The 20,541-nt window shown below is 33.8% G+C and carries 13 protein-coding genes; 7 read left to right on the forward strand and 6 right to left on the reverse strand.

Annotated features, from left to right (window positions below):
• Positions 1-24 precede the first annotated feature (24 nt).
• Both GWR14_RS21515 and GWR14_RS21520 read right to left on the reverse strand, forming a co-directional pair.
• On the reverse strand, positions 25-8,586 hold the full coding sequence (locus tag GWR14_RS21515; protein ID WP_163411213.1) for a T9SS type A sorting domain-containing protein: 8,562 nt from the start codon (positions 8,584-8,586) through the stop codon (positions 25-27).
• A 10-nt stretch (positions 8,587-8,596) separates the two neighbouring features.
• Complete coding sequence (locus GWR14_RS21520; protein WP_163411214.1) at positions 8,597-9,469, reverse strand: tail fiber protein; 873 nt, start codon at positions 9,467-9,469, stop codon at positions 8,597-8,599.
• Between the two features lie 486 nt (positions 9,470-9,955).
• Between GWR14_RS21520 and GWR14_RS21525 the strand changes: the two genes are divergently transcribed.
• The gene (locus tag GWR14_RS21525) at positions 9,956-11,668 is read left to right on the forward strand and encodes a tetratricopeptide repeat protein (RefSeq protein ID WP_163411215.1); all 1,713 of its coding nucleotides are present in this window, start codon (positions 9,956-9,958) and stop codon (positions 11,666-11,668) included.
• A gap of 149 nt (positions 11,669-11,817) precedes the next feature.
• On the opposite strand, the gene GWR14_RS21530 is transcribed toward GWR14_RS21525, so the two are convergent.
• Complete coding sequence (locus tag GWR14_RS21530; RefSeq protein WP_163411216.1) at positions 11,818-13,020, reverse strand: PQQ-binding-like beta-propeller repeat protein; 1,203 nt, start codon at positions 13,018-13,020, stop codon at positions 11,818-11,820.
• 341 nt (positions 13,021-13,361) lie between these two features.
• Between GWR14_RS21530 and GWR14_RS21535 the strand changes: the two genes are divergently transcribed.
• The 4 genes from GWR14_RS21535 to GWR14_RS21550 are packed head-to-tail and all read left to right on the forward strand — an operon-like array spanning position 13,362 to position 16,125.
• Positions 13,362-14,177: an oxidoreductase gene (locus GWR14_RS21535; RefSeq protein WP_163411217.1), complete on the forward strand. Its 816-nt coding sequence runs from the start codon at positions 13,362-13,364 to the stop codon at positions 14,175-14,177.
• 27 nt (positions 14,178-14,204) lie between these two features.
• On the forward strand, positions 14,205-14,645 hold the full coding sequence (locus GWR14_RS21540; protein WP_163411218.1) for a DUF2147 domain-containing protein: 441 nt from the start codon (positions 14,205-14,207) through the stop codon (positions 14,643-14,645).
• Entirely contained in the window at positions 14,642-15,190 is a 549-nt protein-coding gene (locus GWR14_RS21545) for a sodium/proton-translocating pyrophosphatase (protein WP_163411219.1), read from the forward strand. The genes GWR14_RS21540 and GWR14_RS21545 overlap by 4 nt, the downstream gene beginning before the upstream one ends.
• A 26-nt stretch (positions 15,191-15,216) precedes the next feature.
• Positions 15,217-16,125 (forward strand): helix-turn-helix domain-containing protein, encoded by a 909-nt coding sequence (locus GWR14_RS21550; protein WP_163411220.1) that lies wholly within the window; start codon positions 15,217-15,219, stop codon positions 16,123-16,125.
• A 272-nt stretch (positions 16,126-16,397) separates the two neighbouring features.
• Here the strand turns inward: GWR14_RS21550 and GWR14_RS21555 are convergent, their stop codons facing one another.
• Positions 16,398-16,967, reverse strand: coding sequence for a hypothetical protein (locus GWR14_RS21555; RefSeq protein WP_163411221.1), 570 nt, complete (start codon positions 16,965-16,967; stop codon positions 16,398-16,400).
• Positions 16,968-17,145: 178 nt separating this feature from the next.
• On the opposite strand from GWR14_RS21555, the gene GWR14_RS21560 reads away from it, so the two are divergent.
• Both GWR14_RS21560 and GWR14_RS21565 read left to right on the forward strand, forming a co-directional pair.
• Positions 17,146-18,036, forward strand: a complete 891-nt coding sequence (locus tag GWR14_RS21560) for a winged helix-turn-helix domain-containing protein (protein ID WP_163411222.1) — start codon at positions 17,146-17,148, stop codon at positions 18,034-18,036.
• A gap of 382 nt (positions 18,037-18,418) precedes the next feature.
• Positions 18,419-18,721 (forward strand): VOC family protein, encoded by a 303-nt coding sequence (locus GWR14_RS21565; protein WP_394367941.1) that lies wholly within the window; start codon positions 18,419-18,421, stop codon positions 18,719-18,721.
• Positions 18,722-18,854: 133 nt separating this feature from the next.
• On the opposite strand, the gene GWR14_RS21570 is transcribed toward GWR14_RS21565, so the two are convergent.
• On the reverse strand, positions 18,855-19,976 hold the full coding sequence (locus tag GWR14_RS21570) for a PDDEXK-like family protein (RefSeq protein WP_163411223.1): 1,122 nt from the start codon (positions 19,974-19,976) through the stop codon (positions 18,855-18,857).
• Positions 19,977-20,172: 196 nt separating this feature from the next.
• A complete protein-coding gene (locus GWR14_RS23760) occupies positions 20,173-20,364 on the reverse strand; it encodes a hypothetical protein (protein WP_187356556.1) in 192 nt (63 codons plus the stop codon).
• Positions 20,365-20,541 lie beyond the last annotated feature (177 nt).

A 20,541-nucleotide genomic window follows, 5' to 3' on the forward strand; every position in this document is an offset into this window, starting at 1 on the left:
CTGTTTTAGGAGCTCAATTTTTAATTATTTCTTTTTTACAGCTTTAGTTCTTACCACTTTTCCATCAACTTCTACTTCTACTATATAAATAGCTTCGGCTATATTTGGAGAAATTGAAATCACATTGCTGCCGCTTTCAATAATCGCCTTTTGGCTAAATACCAACTGACCGTTTACTGCGTAAAGCTGAACGTTTACTTCCTGCTTTTTAGCTGCATTAAGTTCGATGTTCAAAGTTGTTGCAAAAGGGTTTGGATAAATACTGTTTTCACTTTTTGAAACTTCTTCTAAAATAACCGGATCCGTAATGGTTCCCAGTACTTCATTTCCTTTAAAAGTGAACGATTTAGAAGTTCCTTTTTTCGTAAATCCGTCTCCCAGCGTAAATGAAAGTTCTTCTGTATCTTCACCAAAAATGGTTATGAAACTTAGTTCTTTTCCGTTTATCGTCTGATTTTTTGCAGTTCCTTTCAGAACACCTTTTGAATCGTACACAAACAATTCATCGAATCCCTGCGGAAGTAAAACAACCGCATTCATATTTTGTGAATACTGTTTGAATTCTGATGCGATCGCTTCCTGCTCATTGTTTGAAGCCGGTTTTCCGGTTTTGCTTTTCTCTAAATTATCAGGATACTTAAAAGTCTGGTCTTTACTTGATTTAATCATGTACCCTTTTCCGGCTTCTAAATATTTTAATGTTCCGTTCCATCCAATAATAGGATCATAGATCGCAAACAGATTCTGAGATTTAATAACATCTCCGTCAGCTGCATCAAAATAAGCCAAAGCCTCATTTGTAGTCTGATTAGATCCTAAAGGATAAGCAAGCCAGTTCCAGTTTTCTTTTATTGGGAAACTCCATGTCGTAACATCTACACTTTTTCCTTTGATTTTTAAGGTCTGCTCTTCTGTAACATTTATTTTGTACATTTTAGTAGAAGAAAGTCCTCCGTTAGCACTAATCGTACCGGACCATCCGCTGTTTGCAGGATTTGATTTATCTTTAAAATAAGTATCTAACAACGCTGGAGAATGACTCAAAATACGGTTAGAAGTTTCTAAAGTTAAATTTTTTGTCAGTGTATTTAAATCTGAAAAATTAGTGTCATTGGCATTTAAAGAAATCCATGTCCATCCTTTGTTCAGTTTAACTTCCTGTTCTATTAAACCTGAATTTACAAAAATATAAGGCTTGCTTAAGGTTCCTAATACTTCGTTATTCATAAAAGTAACAGATAAATTGGACTCCAAAGAAGCTTCTAAAATTTTGCCCTGAGACGCATCCCAGATTTTAAATTTCAGATTTTCCCCTGAATTTGTATTGCTGTAAATCGTCAAAAAGGCAAAATATTCTTTATAAGCTTCATTGTAAACCAGTTTTACAGATCCTCTTGCTTCTTCATTATAAAAAGCAGCAATTTTATCGTAAGAATCTGCAGAAAGTACGCCGTCTACTTTTACTTTTCCGATGATGTTCATACTGTAATCAAAACGGGTCGGATCAACACTCCAGTTTGGTTCCGGAGCCAGCACTCTTAATTTTACCTGTAATTTCTGATCGTAACCAAAATCAGTCTGTAAATACAAATTCTCCAGATACTCGCCAACAGCAACATCTTCATTGACTACAGCCTTAATAATCGTTTTACTGTTAGGATCAATAGATCCGGTTGTTTTGCTTAAACTTAACCAGCCTGGTACATTACTAATGGTATACGGCTGTTGTTTTCCTCCTTTGTTAACCAGTGTAATTTCGAAAGTTTTGGTTTCGCCGCTATTCTTTGTTAGGTCAACAATTTCATTGTATCCTTCGGCAAACCAGCTTACTTCGTTACGATTAACATAAGCAGTCCATGTAACCGGTGATTCCTGCATATTATTGGCACTGTCAAACATTCTGTGCACGGTAATATCTAAAATCTGTCCTTCTAATGATGCCCAGTCTGTAACGACCGGTGCAATAATCATTTCACCGTCTTTAATAACATTTGTGGTGACAAATTTAACCAGCTGTCGTTCAGGCTGAATCGCCGGTGCATCATTTGAATAATTTACAGTTCCGCTGCTTAAGACTGCGTTGTTTACCACTACAGTCTGATTGGTGTCTGCATGATAATATCTTGGTCCGTTTGCCGTAACCGGATCCGGAACATTCAATCGTGAGTACAATAATAAACCGATACTTTCAACATCAACCTCATTGTAACTGTCTCTGTTGATTTGCTCGAGATTACGAAGCGTATTCCACAAACGGAATTCGTCTATCTTACCCGTAAAGACACGATCAACAGTTTCTTTTCCTGAAAGATCTTTTGCTCCCCTTGCTCCGAGCCAGATTTTATTTCCGGAGAAACCTCCAATAGCTGTCATCTGGTTTGAAGATACTAATTGTGTATCTACATAAGTTCTTAACGAACCGGCTCTGTTGAACAATAAAGTTACATGATGCCATGTGTTATCAGCAACCGTTTTTGATGTCAATACATAAGATTTACCTTCACTGTTCAGTAAAAGATTACCTGTGTTAGTCATATCAACAGACCATTTATTAGACAATCCATTGCTTTGAACAACGTCTGTACCATCTCCTTTTCCGTTGGAGAAAATAGTAGCTTCCTGTGAAGTACCTGTTTTAATCCAAAACTCCATAGTAGCGTCCATTTCTTTAGTTACCTGAACAAAATTAACATTGTCCATAACCAGATACTGTCCGTTATTAAAGTCGTATGAATTTCCTTTTGGCTTGATATCCCATGAAGTATTTACAGTCGCATGCTTAAATCTTGCCAAATCTTTGGCTAAAGCATCTCGTCCTTCATTCATTGGCCAGAAACCAACCAGATTAGCTTCATTACCAATTAATTTAGTATACATTTTTGCATAAGAATCTTCTCTGCTCACTGTTTTATTCCATAAACGAAGATCATGTACATTTCCTGCAAATGTGTTTCCTCCAACTGTCAACGTATTGTTATTGGCAAATTGTGTATTGGCTTTACCACTTTTGGAACCAATTTCAACATCATCTTCAAAAATTCTGTAATCACCGTTACTGCTGTTATAGGTAAAGGCATAATGATGAAACAGATTATCGTTTTTAAATCCACCTTGTACGGTAACGTCTCCTAATGTAAACGAAATATTTCCATTACTTAATCCTATATTTAAACCACCATCCTGAGAAATGACAGAAGCAGTTGAAGCTTTGGTTTCATTATTCATCCAGAATTCAAGACTTAAATTTCCTGAACTAATTCTCGGATTATTGATTACTGCTGTATTGCTGCTTCCTTCAAAATGTAAGCTTACATTATGATCAATTTTTAACTGATTTGTCTGTCCTTTTATTTCGATGGTACTTACTGCCGGGTTATAGAAAATATTTTCGTTAAAACTTACTTTCAAATCTTCTCCGGCACTTAAAATACCGTTTGTCGGCAGTGGTGTTCCAAATAACTGAGGCGCACTTAAATCAACAAGCCCTGAAATGATTTCAGATATAAATTCTGTATCATTCGTACAGGTGCTTCTGGCTCGAATTTGATAATTGCCATTTGCTAATTTTAAAGCTGCAATATCAAAATTGTAGGTTAAACTTACCGCTGCACCTATCGATGTGATTTGAGTTTCATTGTTTTTTACAGCCTCATTATAAAATTCAGGAGTTCCGTAATACGTATGCAGACGAATCCAGTTTGGACTTGTCGCTAATTTATACTCCAGATCAATTTTCTTGAAACTCTTAAACTTGGTGTTATAACCCGTTAAATTTATTGCTAACGGCTTGGTTGATCCATCTGTATTAAACGCTTTTTCTCTATTGTAAACCCAGTTGTTCAGCGGTGCGCTTACCGTTACACTAGAACATGACGGAACGAAACTTGCCGAAATAAGCACTTCTGAACTTACATCTGCACCATCACATAATGACTGTAGTCTGATTTTTATGTCTTTATAATCATAAATATCTGAAATAGATTTACCTAAAGTCAGTTTATAGATCACTTCTTTTCCATAAGGTACATTTACAATCGTACCATTTGGCTCAACATTAATTACAGCATTATTTGGATTAGTGGTATTGTCTACAACTAATAAGAAATCAGCATCAGCACCGGATGCACTGTTGTTTTGAAGCTTTAATTCAAATTCAGCATTTTTAGTTTCTACTACATTGCTAACATCACTATTTGTTACCATAAGTACAGGAACTTCCACTTTTTGAGTAGCAAAACTTAATTTTTCACGTTTATCTTCCGGCAGCTCATTAATCGTAGTTGCTGTAGCGCTATAGTCTGTTTTATTATAAAAATGAGTTTGCTCTGCATCTTCATACGGACAAGAAGTTCTTCCTCCCTGAGTAATAAAGACAGGCCCGTTACCATCAAAAGAATTGACTACATCTACGCTTAAAAAGTTCGCTTTATCATTATCTTTAAAAGTATAATTTATGTTTGTCGTTGTTGCTTTTTCTGTAGATAATGATGAATTAAAATCTTGTTGAAAAAACGCTTTTGTGTTAAATTCCAGACCAACTTTATTTACTGAAGTACCAAGTATCGCTGCTACCGACTGATCAATAACTACATTATATGAAGTAGATTCTGCCGATACTACACTTGTTTCTACACTACGGGAATACGATCCTAAACCTGCATCAAAAGAAATGTTTTTCTCAAATTCAGATTCAAGCATATTTTTAATCAGATTCGACTGAGTAAGCTGATTCGACAATTTTTCTTTGGATGCCGCAAAGCTAATGTCATCATAAGCTTCTTTAACTCCTTTAGTAAAGTTTGCTATCACGCCTGCCAGACCTGTTTTATAGGCAGCACGATCATTTTTAGCGGTATATTTAACTCTTTCATTATCCAGAATCACTTTTCGCCACAGTCTTATCTTCTCTTTATATTCTTCTCTCTTCTGTACATTTGCAGCAGAGTTAGGATCCGGGCCATTCAGATTAGTTGTAATAAACAACTCATATTCCGGAATTAAAGTGGTTAAAATATGCTTCTGCGAATACATAAAAAATGTTTCGGTAGGCTTATCCACAAAACTAAGCGCCTTTTGTTTACTCACATACACCGGAGCATTTGCTGTACCTAAGTTTACATATTCTGCAGGACTTAACGGAACAGCCACACCATTTACAAATTTTTGTGGTATTGTTTTAGACGTTTCGATGTTATCATACGATCCATAAAATATGTTTTTTGAGTTTCCGATGTATAAATCTCCATCAGAACCTACATAATCAGGGGCATCACTGGTTGAAATTGCCTTACTAAAGGTATAGGTGCTTGTTACACTTTTACCATCCTGAGAAGTTTTGGAAATACCTACACCTGTAACTGCTGAATTTTCCTGCTCTATTGATACTTTTGGTGTAGGAACTAAACCTCCCTGAAGTTCAAAGTACATTCCGCCTGCAATGGTAAGCTCTTCCGATACTCCTTCCTGATGCGCAAAAGTAGCTTCGGATGTAAACGAAATACTTTCGCCTGCTTCAATTGTGGCAAAACTATTCGATCCCGGCGGATCTCTTAAAATAATTGCAGGAATATCCGGTGCTGCTGTTACAAAAGTCTGGCTTCCGTCAGCTCTTCCACCTAAAATAATTCCGGTATCTTTAAAATTCTCAACCGGATAACTGACTTCGTTTAATCGGTACTCTAAAGTGCTTTTGATCTCAAACGGAGGTGTAATGGAAGGAATTCCTCCTTTAAATGCATATGTCAAAGTACTTCCATCTGCTGTAATCGTTTCTGAATCCGGCAGAGCAAGGTTGTTTGTTTTTACCAATTCACCATCTGTTACAGGGACTTTTACTTCTACAGCAGTTCCTGAATCATTGTTGGTGTAACGTTCAAAACGATTCATAACAATTTTATACGCCATAAACTGTGTGTAAACGGGTGTTGCAAAATTGTCTGTCGCTACTTTTGTTCCTCCAACATCGATTGTCTTATCAGAAGTCTGCTCTGTTACCTGTAATACCGGAGTTGATCTGTAGGTAAAACTTTTCTCGTAATGATATGGAGCTGCGGTTAACGTTTTATCGATACTGTTTTCTTTATACTTAAATTCAGGCGTTTTAGCAACTGGGATCACAGAAAAATCAAATGTTTCAGTAGTTCCGGCTTTTAATAACTTAATGCCTGTATTGCTATTAATTACCAAATCATTGGCCTCCAGATTATATTTTAATGGCATTACTGCAACTCTGTATTCTCCCGAAGTCGTATTGGTGGTATAATTAAACTTGGTATAATCGGTTACATTGGCCCCAACCGGTGCATATCCTAATTTAAAACCAGCTTTACCAATATTGTTTTTAGCGCTGACTTCCAGATTTTTTGTAATTCCGGCATCGGTAATAGTTTTTGTTACCACGCCTTCACCTCCAAAACCAATCGGTTTTTCAGCTTCTACAGAGCCTCCTACTACTTTACCTACTACGGTAACTTTAGTGTTGTTTACAAAATAGACCGGTTCATTAGAATCTTCAAAAAACTCTTTAAATTCACTTGTTGATGCCGGAAAACGTCCATCATAAACAAATTGATGGCCGTCTTTTTTTATCGTGATATAATGTTTTCCAATAGGAACACTTACATCAAAATAACCATTGTCATCTGTAACTACCGGAATATTATTGGCATCCAGTACAATATTTCCGTCAATGTATACATTCGCTCCTGCTGTGTATATAGTCGCATAACGATCTAAATAATCATCCGATTTATCATCCGGAGTTCCTGCATCATTTTTCCAGTATTTCCCTTTAGAATACTTTTCACCATTGATTTCATAATAGTTGTATCCTTCATCAAGAATATTAGCTCCTCCTGCTATCCATGCATCATTTTCATTGTTAGCTTTTTTACCGTCTACTGATACATAAGATGGAAAAACGCCTCTTGTATCAAATATTGCCACACCTTTAAAACTAAACGAAGACTGATCGACAAAATCAATTTTATTGACTACTTCAGACCCCAGTCCTAAATAAACCAGCTGCTGGTTTGGTTCAAATTTATGCTGACCGTACATTGGAGTAATATTATAAGATTCTCCTGTACCCGAATACTGAATCGCGCTGATTTGGTAATTTCCTTTGCTGTCAGTTACACCTAAAACACCTAATTGGGATGTTGTTGGATAATTATCTGCCTCAGCTGCCCATAAAACTTTACTGCTTTCTGCTGTATTGGCATCCCAAAGTTTACCGTGATTTTGATTAAAGTTAAATCCGCTTCGGGATAAATCATAAGCATATTTTCCTGCTTTTTCATTTGCTCTCAGGTAAGTGACCATTCTGGAATCGTTTCCGCTAATGAATCTGGAATAATCAGTTCTGATTACAGCCGATTCTAATGCCGCCTTCCAGATTCTTATTTCGTCAACATAACTTGATTTTCCTCCTCCAACTTTAGCATTATCCCAGGTCACACCAGAAAGTTTTGTTGTACCGGTAGGGATTGTTGCTTTAAAATAAGGAGCAGTATAAGAGGCATCAACACCTTTCAGTTTACTGTCTGCCTCCGTTACATAAGCCTGTGTAATCTGTCTTCCGTTAATATATAATAAAGGAGTCTGGTTGTCATTTACTACAACAGAAAAATGTACAAAAGACTTATTGAATTCTGAAACAGGTACAAGCAGATCATTTCCTCTTGAGTTTAAATTACCTGAAGGAAAATAGTTCTCTATTGTATATTTATTCCCGCCAATAGTAACATCTATTGATTTACTGACTGCATTCAGTTTTACTGTAACATCAATATTATCACTGCTTGTCGAACTGGAAATATTAAACAGTCTGATCGCAGCTTCTGAATCGCTTGCATAAGCTCCATTTGGTTTTACCCATGCCTGAAAAGTTGCTGAATTCGAAATTACTGTTTTTAAATCTTTAATATCTACAAAACCCGAAGCAGGAATATTCAAAGCACTTCCTTTTACAACAGCACTGCCGCTTGGAGTTGCTGTTACCACAACATCACTAACTGGATTTCCACCTTTATAACTAATATTTCCCGTTACAACAGCGGTAGGATTTCTGTATCCTATACCGGTAATATAAGTACTATACAACCCCGGTGTTCCGCTAATTCCCTGGGCTTCTACCTTATATTCATACAAAACGCCACCCTCTACATATTTATCTTCATAAGTAGTTTCTGAAGAAGAAAGGCCTACTACTAAATTATAAGGAAGATTTCCCGTCTCTGTGTAGACTCTTCTGTAAATCTTGATACTTTTTACCAGGTTTTCATTGGCTCTTAAATTCCATGTAATCAAAATCTTATCTCCATAAAACCCTTTTGAAACGTCAAAAGATTCTTCTGCAAATGTGTTATATAAATACAGTGTATTCCATGGAAAACGAATATCAGCAGGATTCGTACGCCTTGTCCCTGTTTTATTTTGTCCTAAAAACGGAAGTCCAACCTGTATGCTGAAACCATTTTTTTGAATTGCCTGCGAAACGGGTACTATTTTAGCTCCATTAGTATTTTGAGCATAAAGTCCCGCTCCCAGAACAAACATTCCGAGAACTGCAATTATTTTCTTCATAATTACAGCCTTACAATTTAATGATATAGTTTACACCGTAGTTAACAGGTCTTGTTTCTGTATCTCCTGAATTTGCTGTGGTTACAGATATATTTGCATGTCCGGTATCACTAGTTCTCCTAATTTCAAGCCCCATATTATCATTATCTGTATTACCATTTATTCCTATATTACTAGTTACAGTAACTGTACCTCCTTTACCGCCTTCAGAATAAAATACGTCCCCATATCCATGAGTATGCCCGGAATCACTTGCTGATGCACTATGATTATGGCTTTTAAAAGCGTCCCCTTGTGTTCCTTTTAAAGCAGGTCCTGCCTGACTATTTACAGGGCTTGTTCCGGTTCCTCTTAGAAACATACCTTGCAAGTTTGGTGCATTACTTCCTACCATTGCAATCAAAGCCTTTGCTGTTGTTGGCAAAGCAGCTCCGTTGCAAAGTGCCCATCCTTCAGGAGCAACAGTACCAATAAAAGGCATAATAGAACCTGTGGGAACACCATTATTAGCAGAAATAGCATATGGTACATGACGTAATTTTTCATCAGAAATAACCTCTGTTCCTTTCTCAATTCTAAGATAAGCGGGATTATTAGCAAATAAGCTGTTATTAACCGCTGTTGGATCTATTACATCAGAGAACACCCCAAAAGCATCAGTCGTTACATTTTTAGTGATTTTATAAATAGTCTGTTCAATACTCGAGGCATCCAGGTAATACAGCGTAAACGTAAGATTAATAGTCTGATTTAATAAAGTAGTATTATTAGCATCTCTGGCAATACCCTGCACTGCGATTCCTGACTGAGAAGCTGAACTTTGTGCATAATTTGACATTGTTGCACAAAAAAGACACAACATTAATAGTAATTTTGTTTTCATAAACATCATTTAAAAATTTAATAATTTGGTGTGATAAAAGATCCTTTTAGATATGTTAAAATAAACGCCGAAATTATTTTAAAAAAAATGATTAACTAAATAATCGGGAGAGACAAAACGAGGACAAATTTGAACCATAAAAACACAAATAACTAGTTTACAAATACTTCAAAAAAACATTCTTTCTTAGCATTCGGAAAAGAGTGTCAAAGCAAAAATTTTGGACTTTCTATTACAAATATTCCACAGCAATTTCTTCTAATTTCATTACATAAAAATATTCCCACAAACCATAACAAGTGCCGCCAGATATTTTTCAAAAAATTTCTTACCATACTTAAAATGATTTTTTAAACCGTATAAGAAAAATTTTATATTTAAGATTTTCAGACTATTACCATGAAATAATTTAGTCCTGTGTTCAACTTTTTTTTAACTAAAACATTATTTTTTATAGTTTAGCTACCTCTAAGCCCCTGTCACAAAATGATTTTCTCTACAAAAAAAATTAGATTATTTTTTGTCTTATTCGCCTTTGTTTCTATTACACAATTATATGCTCAAAAACCATCTTCATCTTCTACAGATTTAATCAGTGATATTGAATCTGTAATCATCAAAGAAAATAATGCTAAAAAAGACACTGTAGCACTAAAAAAACGTTTGTCTTTTTTAAAGAAATCTTCAAGTAAAAAATCACATATTTTATACCATGCACTGCTTGCAAATGGCTTTTCTGTATTTTTTGACAAAATAAATCAAAGAAGTGAGCATTATTTTTTAAAATCAATTGAAGAATCCAAAAAACTAAATGACCCCAGTCTTATTATCTGGACCCAATTGAATTATTCAAAATATTTATATTTCTATTGCCAGATTGATAAACTAATTCCAATTGTACTCAAAACAATGGAAGAAAGTAGTCAGATTGATGTCTCAGAAATGATTTTACCCGAAGAAACTTTTAAATTCTTTGGCTGGATAATGTCTACCGTAGAAGATAATTCTGCTATTGGCTATTATAAAAAATCCATGCAGTATATGGAAAAACCCTCTTCAGAATCTGCGGGAGTTTTAAATGCAATTGGCAACTGTTATTTGAGAACTAATGATTTATCAAATGCAATGCGCTATTTTAATCAATCTGAAACCATCGCATTAAAAATAAATGACAGCGTCAGATATGCAAAAATATTAGGCGACAAAGCACTTGTTTATGAAAAAAAAGGAAATCTGAAAGATGCTGTACGTTTCTTAAAACAAGATATTTTCTATTCTCAAAAATTCAATATTGACAAGAATGAGATGTATGCTTCGATACTATTAGCCAAAATTCTTTTAAAGCTGAAAGATACATTTCAAACTGAAAAAATTTTGGAAAGAGCCGCAAAAATTGCAAGTTCAAAATCGTACTACAGAAGTTCATTAAAAGAAATCATTGAATTAAAGCTCAGTATTCTAAATGGCAAAAATCCTGAAAAAGAACTAATGTTAAGACGCCAGCTTAAACAAATTGAAGAATATCTTCTTAAAACAAACGGCAATACAGTATTGCAAAGATCGTACTGGCTTATTCAAAAAGAGAAGTATGAAAATGATACGAATAAAATTCGATTACAATTAGAACAGGGTGAAAAAATCAAAGGTATCTTAATTCTAATTTCAGTCTTAACAATAGTATTAAGTCTGATTACCTATAGCTATTTAAATAAAAAATTACAGACAAAAAAAATAAAACTTGAAAATGACAGGCTGCTTTTTGAAAAGAAGCTTAACGATGCCAGTTCTGATATAAACATCTATGCTGAATACCTTAAAAATAAAAATAAGCAGATCTCAATTTTAGAAAATGAACTGGAAGAAATTAAAAACTCCTCTTCAATACATCTTGAAGAAAAAAAGGTAAAGCTGCAGGAAATATTAAAGTCTCATCTGATGACCGATGAAAACTGGAATTCTTTTAAAAGAGAATTCATAAAACAGCACGGTGATTTTTATAATACAGTAATGGAAAATTTTCCGGAGTTAAAAGAATCTAACCTTAAAATAATAATGCTTCAAAAATTAGATTATAATAATTACGAAATGTCCAGTTTACTGGGTGTGACAATCGATGCTATCAAAAAAAGCAAACAACGGTTAAAGAAAAAACTAGGTGACAGATATGAGCTGCTATTTGAAATTATAGATTATAAATAGTTGAAATCTAATTTCTAAACGTTCTCTTTAAAACCTGGCAGTTGCAACTATTTCTTTTTCAATCAGGAATAATACTTTACAATATACAAATCAAAAAGTTTATACACAAAAAAAGCTGCCTCACCACTGAGACAGCTTTTTTCTATTTGTTATCGAATTATTTTCAGATAAGCGCTATAAATATTATCAAGAATAGAAGTTCGCATGTACATTACGTTTTCGTCCTTGCCTTCCAGTTCATATTGAATCAAACCGGCATCGCAATAATAATATATAGAATCTCCTTCCGGAAATTCAATATTCGAAATAGGCTGTGTAGTCAGTTTTGTTTCAAATGCTATTTCGCCATTATTTATGTCCAGTTCAAATAGTTTTCCTTTACGGGTATACCCCCAGATATTATCAGTATCCTCAGTAATGTATTCAATATTGTCCCCTGCAAAATCCCTTTTCCACAACTGTGTTCCTGTTTTTGAATCGACAGCATATACCGAAGAAACTTCCGGTCCTTGTGCTCCAAAATATACTTTTTTGTCTTTGCAAAAGATACGCTCCTTACTATTATTTTGAGTTTCATCAAATTTGAATTCCCATAAAACATCCGGTTTAGAAGGACTTAAAGCAAAAAGTACATTTTTTTCGTTTGTTATAAATATATTTTCACCATCTGTTACGGGTTTTCCGGTCACAGCACTCTCAAAGTTTTTTTGGTAAACAACTTTTCCGGAATTGGCTTCAAAACAATAAAAATTAGAGCCGCTTTGAACAAACACCTTATTATCAAAAGAAAGCACAGGAGTATGATTATTTAGTGCATCCAGCCTATAGCTCCAGGCTAAACTACCGTCTTTTATATTGATAGCGTAAATGCTGCTGTTTTCATTTTGAGTAGTAATGTACAGCTTCCCGTTACTTATAGTTGGTATCTGGTCTTTAAGTACAACCTGATCGGTAATAGTTCCTATTCTTGATTTCCAGAAAACAGTTCCGTCCTGGTTATCAACAGCAAAAATTTCACCATTAATAAATGGAACATATACAACCCCATCATGCAGTGTCACGCCATTGGCACACATTGGAGTAAAGGAATCTGCTGCTTTTACAGTCCAGCCAATAGTCTCTGATTCCAAATCATAAGAGAAAAAAGTACCGTCATAATCATACATCAGGATTGAAGCAGTATCTAACGGAACCTTTTTAACCGCACTTACAAATTTAGTAGAGAACACATCAGTAGCAGCTGCAGCCTTAGTAGGATCATTAACTTCAGCTGGGCTGGATGTAGTGGGCACCTGTCCAAACACATTGACAACCGTGAAGACGAATAAAAGAGTGATTAACTTTTGTTTCATTTTTAAAATTTTGATTTGAGAATTCGATTTGGGGTAGAATTATTTGAAATGAGACTAAATATTTAACGCAAAAGATTGATTAATTATTAGACATCATTACACAAAATCCAACATATTAAAACCAATAAACTAACCAATATCTATGCCAAATATAGTGAAAATCTATTATAGCGTTTTAGAAGTAAATTCTTTGAATTGTAAATTATAGCCCAGAATAAGAATAGGTAACAACTAAATAAAACTTATCCCATCCGAAAAAACTATACAACAATCAGGGATCTGTATTAATTCCCGATGCTAGTCTCAAACTAAATTTGCCTCATAATTAATAACTTATAAAAATGAAAAAAGTAATTTTAATAACCGGTGCAAGTTCAGGTATGGGAAAAGAAACTGCAAAAGCGCTAATCTCACAAGGGCATATTGTCTATACTGCAGCACGAAGAATTAATCAAATGCAGGATTTGAAACTATTAGGAGGATATCCAATTCAAATGGATGTAACCAATGAATCTGAAATAGAAGAAACTGTCAATACAATTATCAGGAAAGAAGGCAAAATTGATGTTTTATGGAACAATGCTGGTTTTGGTTTGTATGGTTCAGTGGAAGATGTTTCGCTGGATGAAGCAAGAAGACAGTTCGAAGTAAATGTCTTTGGGATAGCAGCTGTTACGAAAAAAGTTGTTCCCCACATGCGTAAAGAAAATTCCGGAACCATTATTAATACATCATCCATGGGTGGAAAAATGTATTTTCCTATGGGAGCCTGGTATCACGCATCTAAACATGCCGTAGAAGGTTTAAGTGACTGCCTGAGATTAGAATTAAAAGAGTTCAATATTAAAGTGGTAATACTTGAACCTGGATTTATTGCTACTGAGTTTGGCTCTGTTTTAATTGATAACTTTTCAAAAATATCAAACCAAAGTCCTTATAAAAATAGTATGACCAAAATAATGGAAGGTACTAAAAAAGCTGCTGAAGGAAATGGCTCATCTAAGCCATCAGTAATAGCAAAAACAATAGTAAAAATTGTAAACAGTACAAATCCGAAAACACGATACAGAGTGGGAAAATTTGCAAAACCTATGGTTTGGATGAGAACTTATTTGGGCGATAAAATGTTTGATAAAATTGTAATGAGTCAGATGTAAAGAAAGATAAAACCAGCTAAAAATATTATGAAAACAATTAAAATAGCAGTTGTATTACTAATAGTTATACTCTCAAAAATGCAAGCCCAAACCAGTGACAAAAATATTATTGGGGTTTGGGAGTCTGATAAAAAAGATGTCCGAATGGAATTTTTTAAAAATGGAGACCAATACTGTGCAAAGCTCTTATGGGGCAACCTGGTGGTAGAAAAAGACGGGGTAACATCAAAAAAAGATCTTAAAAATCCCGCCAAACAACTAAGAAACCGGAATATTATTGGTATTACAAGTTTAACCGGATTAAAATGGGACGGTAAAGAATATATTGATGGTAAGATTTATGACCCTCCCAGCGGTGATACCTACACCTGCAAAGCTTGGATAGAAAATGGTAAACTTTCTTTGAGAGGCTTTTTAGGAATTTCAATATTAGGAAAAACAGTAACCTGGCATCGCTATAAATCATGAGTTTTTATAACCACACACTAAATTGGATCACGGGTGAATTATTTGAATCCTATTTCATTACTTATTTTGGTTCGATTACCATCATAACAGGTATTCTATTTGGAAAATTTGGCTATACCCCAAATTCAAAAGCATTATTAATTCCTCTGTTAGTCGTTGGCATTATTTATACCGCAATCGGTTTATCAATAATTGTCTCAAACAACCAAAGAATGACAGCTTACAGACAAAATTTCGAAAAAAACAATACCGCTTTTATACAAAATGAAAAAAAACGCGTAGAGGATTTTCAGTTTGGATATACAATATCAAAAATCGTAGCAACAATATGTTTTCCTCTTACATTATTTCTTTTCTGGTATTCTAAAAATCCGAATGTAATGGCAGCAGGAATCGGACTCTCGCTTTTTGCTTTGTCAGGACTTATTGTTGATTATTTCTCTCAGGAAAGAGCCAATGAATATTACAAGAGAATCGTGATAGAATTAAAACTACAAAACAATCCAAAACAGAAAACCCTCTATAATAAAAGTTATTTACCGTAAATTAGTAAAAGCATAAACACATTACGATGAAACCGATTATTAATTTAAACAGTATTTCTGATATAAATAAGTTTGTACAGCAAGGAGCCGTAAACCATCCGTTGATTGCCATTATTGATTTTAGTAAAGTAGATGAATACGTTGAAGAAGGAACCAGAATCTGCTGTGATTTTTATTCCATAATGTTCAAGAATTATTGTATAAACGGCCTGAAATACGGAAGACAAAATTATGATTTTCAGGAAGGAAGTCTAATTTGTATAGCTCCTAAACAAGTGCTTACTATGGATACTGAAATTGAAAAACGGGATGATATGATGGGATGGGGCTTGTTCTTTCATCCTGATTTAGTGAGAAATACTTCTCTTGGGACAAAAATAAAAGAATACAGTTTTTTTTCTTATGAAACTTCTGAAGCATTACATCTTTCTGAAAAAGAAAAACAGATTCTCTACGACTGTGTCATAAAAATCCAAAATGAACTTCTGGAAAACATTGACAGTCACAGCCAAAACTTAATTGTATCTAATCTGGAAGTTCTTCTGAATTATTGCTCCCGATATTATGGCCGCCAATTCATAACCCGAAAAAGCACCAATAAAGATATCGTTACTAAAATCGAATCATTATTAAAAGAGTATTTCGATTCAAAAATCGAAAACAAAACCGGATTACCAACTGTAAAATATTTAGCAGAAGAAGTACATCTGTCACCAAACTATTTAACTGATTTACTGAAAAAAGAAACCGGAATGAACGCTCAGGATCATATACATTATTTTTTGATTGAAGAAGCAAAAAATATTCTTCTCAGTACAAACAACTCTGTTGGAGAAATTGCTTATAATCTGGGATTTGAATATCCTCAATATTTTAGCAAGCTGTTTAAACTCAAAACAGGGCATACTCCAAAAGAGTATAGAAACTTAAATTAAACCTTTTTTAAATCTGGATATAAATAAAATATTCATAACCCTTTGGGTGAAATTGATTAAAAAAATTGATTTGATTATAAAAAGTATAAAAATAGGTAGTGAAACATCATTTATAACTCAAGAAATTGATGTCACCCTGAGCGGAGTCGAAGGCTTTTGAACACAAAAGGGCTTCGCTAAGTTTATCCTGAGCGAAGCCGAATAGGCTCAGCCTGACGCTTATTTTTAATTTCACCCAACGGGTATATCTTAATGCATTTCTAATTTATTACTTAACAGCCGTCTTTGCGAGGGATACGTTTATAAATTACTTTATTATCCCGTTCTACATAGTCACCTGATATTATGGGATATGAATACTTGGGCGCATACGATACGCTATGGCTTTTTAGAATTATTTTGTCATTAACTTTCAGGCTCTGCAGTTGCTGAAGTTGAGACTTTTCCGGGTCAAATCTCAGAATATAATCTTCATCATTAATCCTGACCATCACTCCGAAACCTAATTGCGATCCTGGCGGAAGAGAAAGACAGGTTACAACAGCCTCCATATTCGTAAAGGCACTCGTATACTTACTTATTTTAGCAGCATCGGCAAACACTTTTTGACCTTGGGGAGACACTTTCCACTTTTTGACCTTTATACCATCAGGGGTAGCTTCCCATTTTTTTAATTCAGCTTTCCTTTCGGCAGCAGAGAGTACTTTTGGGATTGTTTTTTTAGGAGTTTCATTTTTAATTTCGCAATTTGCACCCGGGCCGTAGGCGAACAGATCAAAGCTAAACACTAGTCCACTGACCACAACCAGCGGTAAGATCAGCACATAAATGATTTTTTTCATATTTTTTATAGGTTAAATTAAAATAGATCTATCTCCTGATAAATCTGTTCATGTAAAGCATTCTTTTTACTTTTTACATCCTTTAAAGTTATTGAACAAAATTACTTTGATATATTTCAGTCTGAGCAACTTAGATTGTAAATAAAAATGTAAACTTTGTAAATAAAATATTGACACTATGTTGAATAGCCAAAATCTCCTGTCCGGAAAAAGAAAATACCTTGTTGGATTGATGTTCCTTTTCCTTGTATCTGCAATCTGCCTGGCTTTTACTATGACTGATAATGATGACTTTGCTATTGCAAGAAGGGAAGTTTTACTTCGCAGAATCGGACATGAACTGCTTTTACAATCGGGAGACAGCGCATCAAGGGTTCTTCCCGTAAAAAAGATTACTGAAAATGAATATCAGATCAGATTTGAGAATGAGTTCACTTTTCAAACCGACTCTTTGGTGAATACTACCAGGCGTTTATTAGCCAAAGATCCGCTCACAAGTGATTATGTTGTAAATGTCTTGAACTGTGGTAATACCAGTGTAGCTTATGGATATGCAATGTCAAAGAATACGAAAGATGATATTGTAGCCTGCATAGGGAGAAAGCAGCCCAAAGCATGTTATAGGATCAACATTAAATTTAAACCGACCGGAATAAATACCGTAAAAAATGGATACCTTCTGGGAGGGTTGTCTTTTTTAGCCTTTATTGGATTTATTTTTTTGAGATCAGCTAAGCCGAAAGCAACTTTACCGGATAACAATCATACTAATTTGTTCACTTTAGGTTCGGTAGTGTTCGATGCAAAGAATCGTAAGCTAATCACAAATGAAAAAACATTAGACCTCACTGGAACAGAAACCCGTGTATTACTCATTTTTGCATTGTCTCCCAACCAAACCATAGAGAGAAGCCGACTGCAAAAAGAAATCTGGGAAGATGAAGGTGTTATTGTAGGCCGTAGTCTGGATATGTTTATCTCAAAACTTCGAAAAAAACTGGAACATGATCCAAACATCCAAATTGTGGTTATACGCGGCAAAGGATATAAGCTTAATATTACTTCTTAAGCTGAAACTGTTATCATAACGTGCTGGTACGAGGCCAATGTCATTATGTTAAACCCGTTGGGTGAAATTAAAATAAGTGTCAGGCTGAGCGGAGTCGAAGCCCTTTTGCGTTCTTAAGCCTTCGATGAAGTTTATCCTGAGCGAAGCCGAATGGGCTCAGGATGACATCAATTCTTTACGTTATAAATGATGTTTTACTTGCTATTTTATTCTTTTAATTCATTTTAAATCAATTCTACCCAACGGGTTATATTAAATATTAAAATGCTGATTTTTGATTTCTGATATAAAAAAATCTCAAAATCGACAATCTAAAATCTCTTAACTTTAATGACAATGGAAATACGTTTATTGGTTTTAAGAACAGGCGACACAAAAAACTATCCGATTTTACAGCCTGTTCGGGTTGACTTTTGAGTATCACAAACACGGAAATTCGCCATTTCATTATAGTGCGACTATCGGAAAAACCGTTTTAGAAATTTATCCTTTAACAAAAAGCCAGACTCAGGCAGACAAAAACCTAAGATTAGGATTCGGAATTGACAACTTCGAGACCACAATTCAAAAATTAACTACCTTAGAAGTCGTGTTTGCATTGCCTCCCACACAAACAGAGTTTGGATTTATGGCTATAATTGTAGACTTTGAGGGAAGGAAAATTGAGTTGTATAGAAATAGCTGATTGAAATATGAAGCTATTACTCTAACCAATTTTTAGAGAAAATATTTACTTTTAATATTTACTTTTAATATTTACTTTTAATATTTACTTTTAATATTTACTTTTTTAATAATTAATAACATCAAGTAAAATCTTATATTTTATTTAACACTTGATTTTCAAATGCACTGATATCTTTTTGAGGATATAGATATCTAATTACATCAATAGTAATATCTGCAAAATCATTTTTAATTTTGTCTAAAACAATATCTGAAAAATGTGTCAATTCGTCAATAGTGAGAGTATATTCTTTACAAAGAAAATGTACATAAGTACCTTTTGATTCTCCTCTTTTTTTATCTAGAAATTGAGAATGAGTTTTAAATCTTTCTTTTATTTCCTCCTCACGATCTTTATCTTTTCGGTTTAATTCTAAAATAAGCATAAAACTTAAATTATTGCCTTCTACTAAATCTTTAGTTATTAAAGTAAAGTAAGTATCGATGTGATTATCTTCATCCCAAAAATTTCTCCAAGTTACTTCATTTCCATATGACTGCCATCCAATTTTGTTTGCAATTAATTGAAATTGATTGTTTAAAAAAAGATGCGCTTCATTTAAAGTTTCATTTGCTTTAATTACCTGAGATGTATTTTCAAAATAAAATCTTGCCGATTCATTCATTGTGTTTATACGGGTTAAATTTTCAATTGTATTGATAAAATCACTTATGTAAATCTTATAATTATCAGTAAAAGATTCTGGATAAAAATTTTCCTTTACCTTATTAATCCATTCTATGTGTGTTATGTTTATAAAATTTCCTTTTACATTCTCAGGTATTTCATGTTCATAAAGTGTAAGCAAAACACCAACTTTTTTTGAAGCATCTATTTTATAATGATTCCAGTAATCCAATAAGTCATTATGTAAATAATGATAAATTTTGTTTTCAATTAAAATTACATTCCCATAATGATAGTCTTCTAAAACAATATCAATCCTTCCATTAGAAGTTGTTGCAACTTCAGTACTTACTCTATCATTAATAAATGAGAAGTGCTTGCCCGTTTTTTCTATAATAAGTAAAAGTAATGCTTCTAAAAAAAGTGACCGAACTTCGGTAATTTCAGAACTTAGAAAATGAGCATATAAATTACTATTTATATTTTCATAATGCTGTTTCCTAATTATTTCTAAAAAACCAATTTTGTTTTTAACAATTGGGATAGTTTTATTAATTAAAAAATCTTCTAAGGATTTTAAGTTCATACCTATCTTATAAATTTATAGTTGTTTATAATAATTTTTTAGCCATCAATTCTCTTCTTTCTTTAGAAAACGTTCATAATCTAAATGAGTCGCTTGTCCTAAAAAATCTGGAATATCGTTATTGAATAAGTTTTGGTTTATATTCTCTAAAGAATCTATGGCGCTTATTTCATTAGTTTTTTCAGATATTTGAATTTTAATTTACTGATAGATATTTGTTTCTTGCTTTTGAAATGGATATTTCATCATTAATAATAGGATGAATATTATCTATCCATAAGGGGCTTTTTTCTACAGCTTTATTTAGCACCTCAAATCTTTCTTCCAAAGGATTAAACGCAATACGAATCGTATTTTCTTTGTAGTTTTGTCTACTACTCGCTGTCATACAATGGCAGATGTTAAAGGAGTAATACGTTGTTATCCATCAATTAGAACTCTTTTCCCTGCAGATAGCTGTCCATTTTTTAATTTAACACGTGATTACGCAAAGTAATAATATAACCAACAGGATAACCTTGACATAAAGAATTGATTAAATTTCTCACTTTATAACCATTCCATA

This window comes from Flavobacterium ajazii, assembly GCF_010614725.1.
GTDB classification, from domain to species: domain Bacteria; phylum Bacteroidota; class Bacteroidia; order Flavobacteriales; family Flavobacteriaceae; genus Flavobacterium; species Flavobacterium ajazii.

Bases quoted from the DNA above. Each gene is read 5' to 3' on its own strand.
- GWR14_RS21570 (WP_163411223.1), bottom strand. From the start codon at position 19,976: ATGAACTTAAAATCCTTAGAAGATTTTTTAATTAATAAAACTATCCCA.
- GWR14_RS21540 (WP_163411218.1), top strand. From the start codon at position 14,205: ATGAAAACAATTAAAATAGCAGTTGTATTACTAATAGTTATACTCTCA.
- GWR14_RS21530 (WP_163411216.1), bottom strand. From the start codon at position 13,020: ATGAAACAAAAGTTAATCACTCTTTTATTCGTCTTCACGGTTGTCAAT.
- GWR14_RS21535 (WP_163411217.1), top strand. From the start codon at position 13,362: ATGAAAAAAGTAATTTTAATAACCGGTGCAAGTTCAGGTATGGGAAAA.
- GWR14_RS21550 (WP_163411220.1), top strand. From the start codon at position 15,217: ATGAAACCGATTATTAATTTAAACAGTATTTCTGATATAAATAAGTTT.
- GWR14_RS21560 (WP_163411222.1), top strand. From the start codon at position 17,146: ATGTTGAATAGCCAAAATCTCCTGTCCGGAAAAAGAAAATACCTTGTT.
- GWR14_RS21555 (WP_163411221.1), bottom strand. From the start codon at position 16,967: ATGAAAAAAATCATTTATGTGCTGATCTTACCGCTGGTTGTGGTCAGT.
- GWR14_RS21525 (WP_163411215.1), top strand. From the start codon at position 9,956: ATGATTTTCTCTACAAAAAAAATTAGATTATTTTTTGTCTTATTCGCC.
- GWR14_RS21515 (WP_163411213.1), bottom strand. From the start codon at position 8,586: ATGAAGAAAATAATTGCAGTTCTCGGAATGTTTGTTCTGGGAGCGGGA.
- GWR14_RS23760 (WP_187356556.1), bottom strand. From the start codon at position 20,364: ATGACAGCGAGTAGTAGACAAAACTACAAAGAAAATACGATTCGTATT.
- GWR14_RS21545 (WP_163411219.1), top strand. From the start codon at position 14,642: ATGAGTTTTTATAACCACACACTAAATTGGATCACGGGTGAATTATTT.
- GWR14_RS21520 (WP_163411214.1), bottom strand. From the start codon at position 9,469: ATGAAAACAAAATTACTATTAATGTTGTGTCTTTTTTGTGCAACAATG.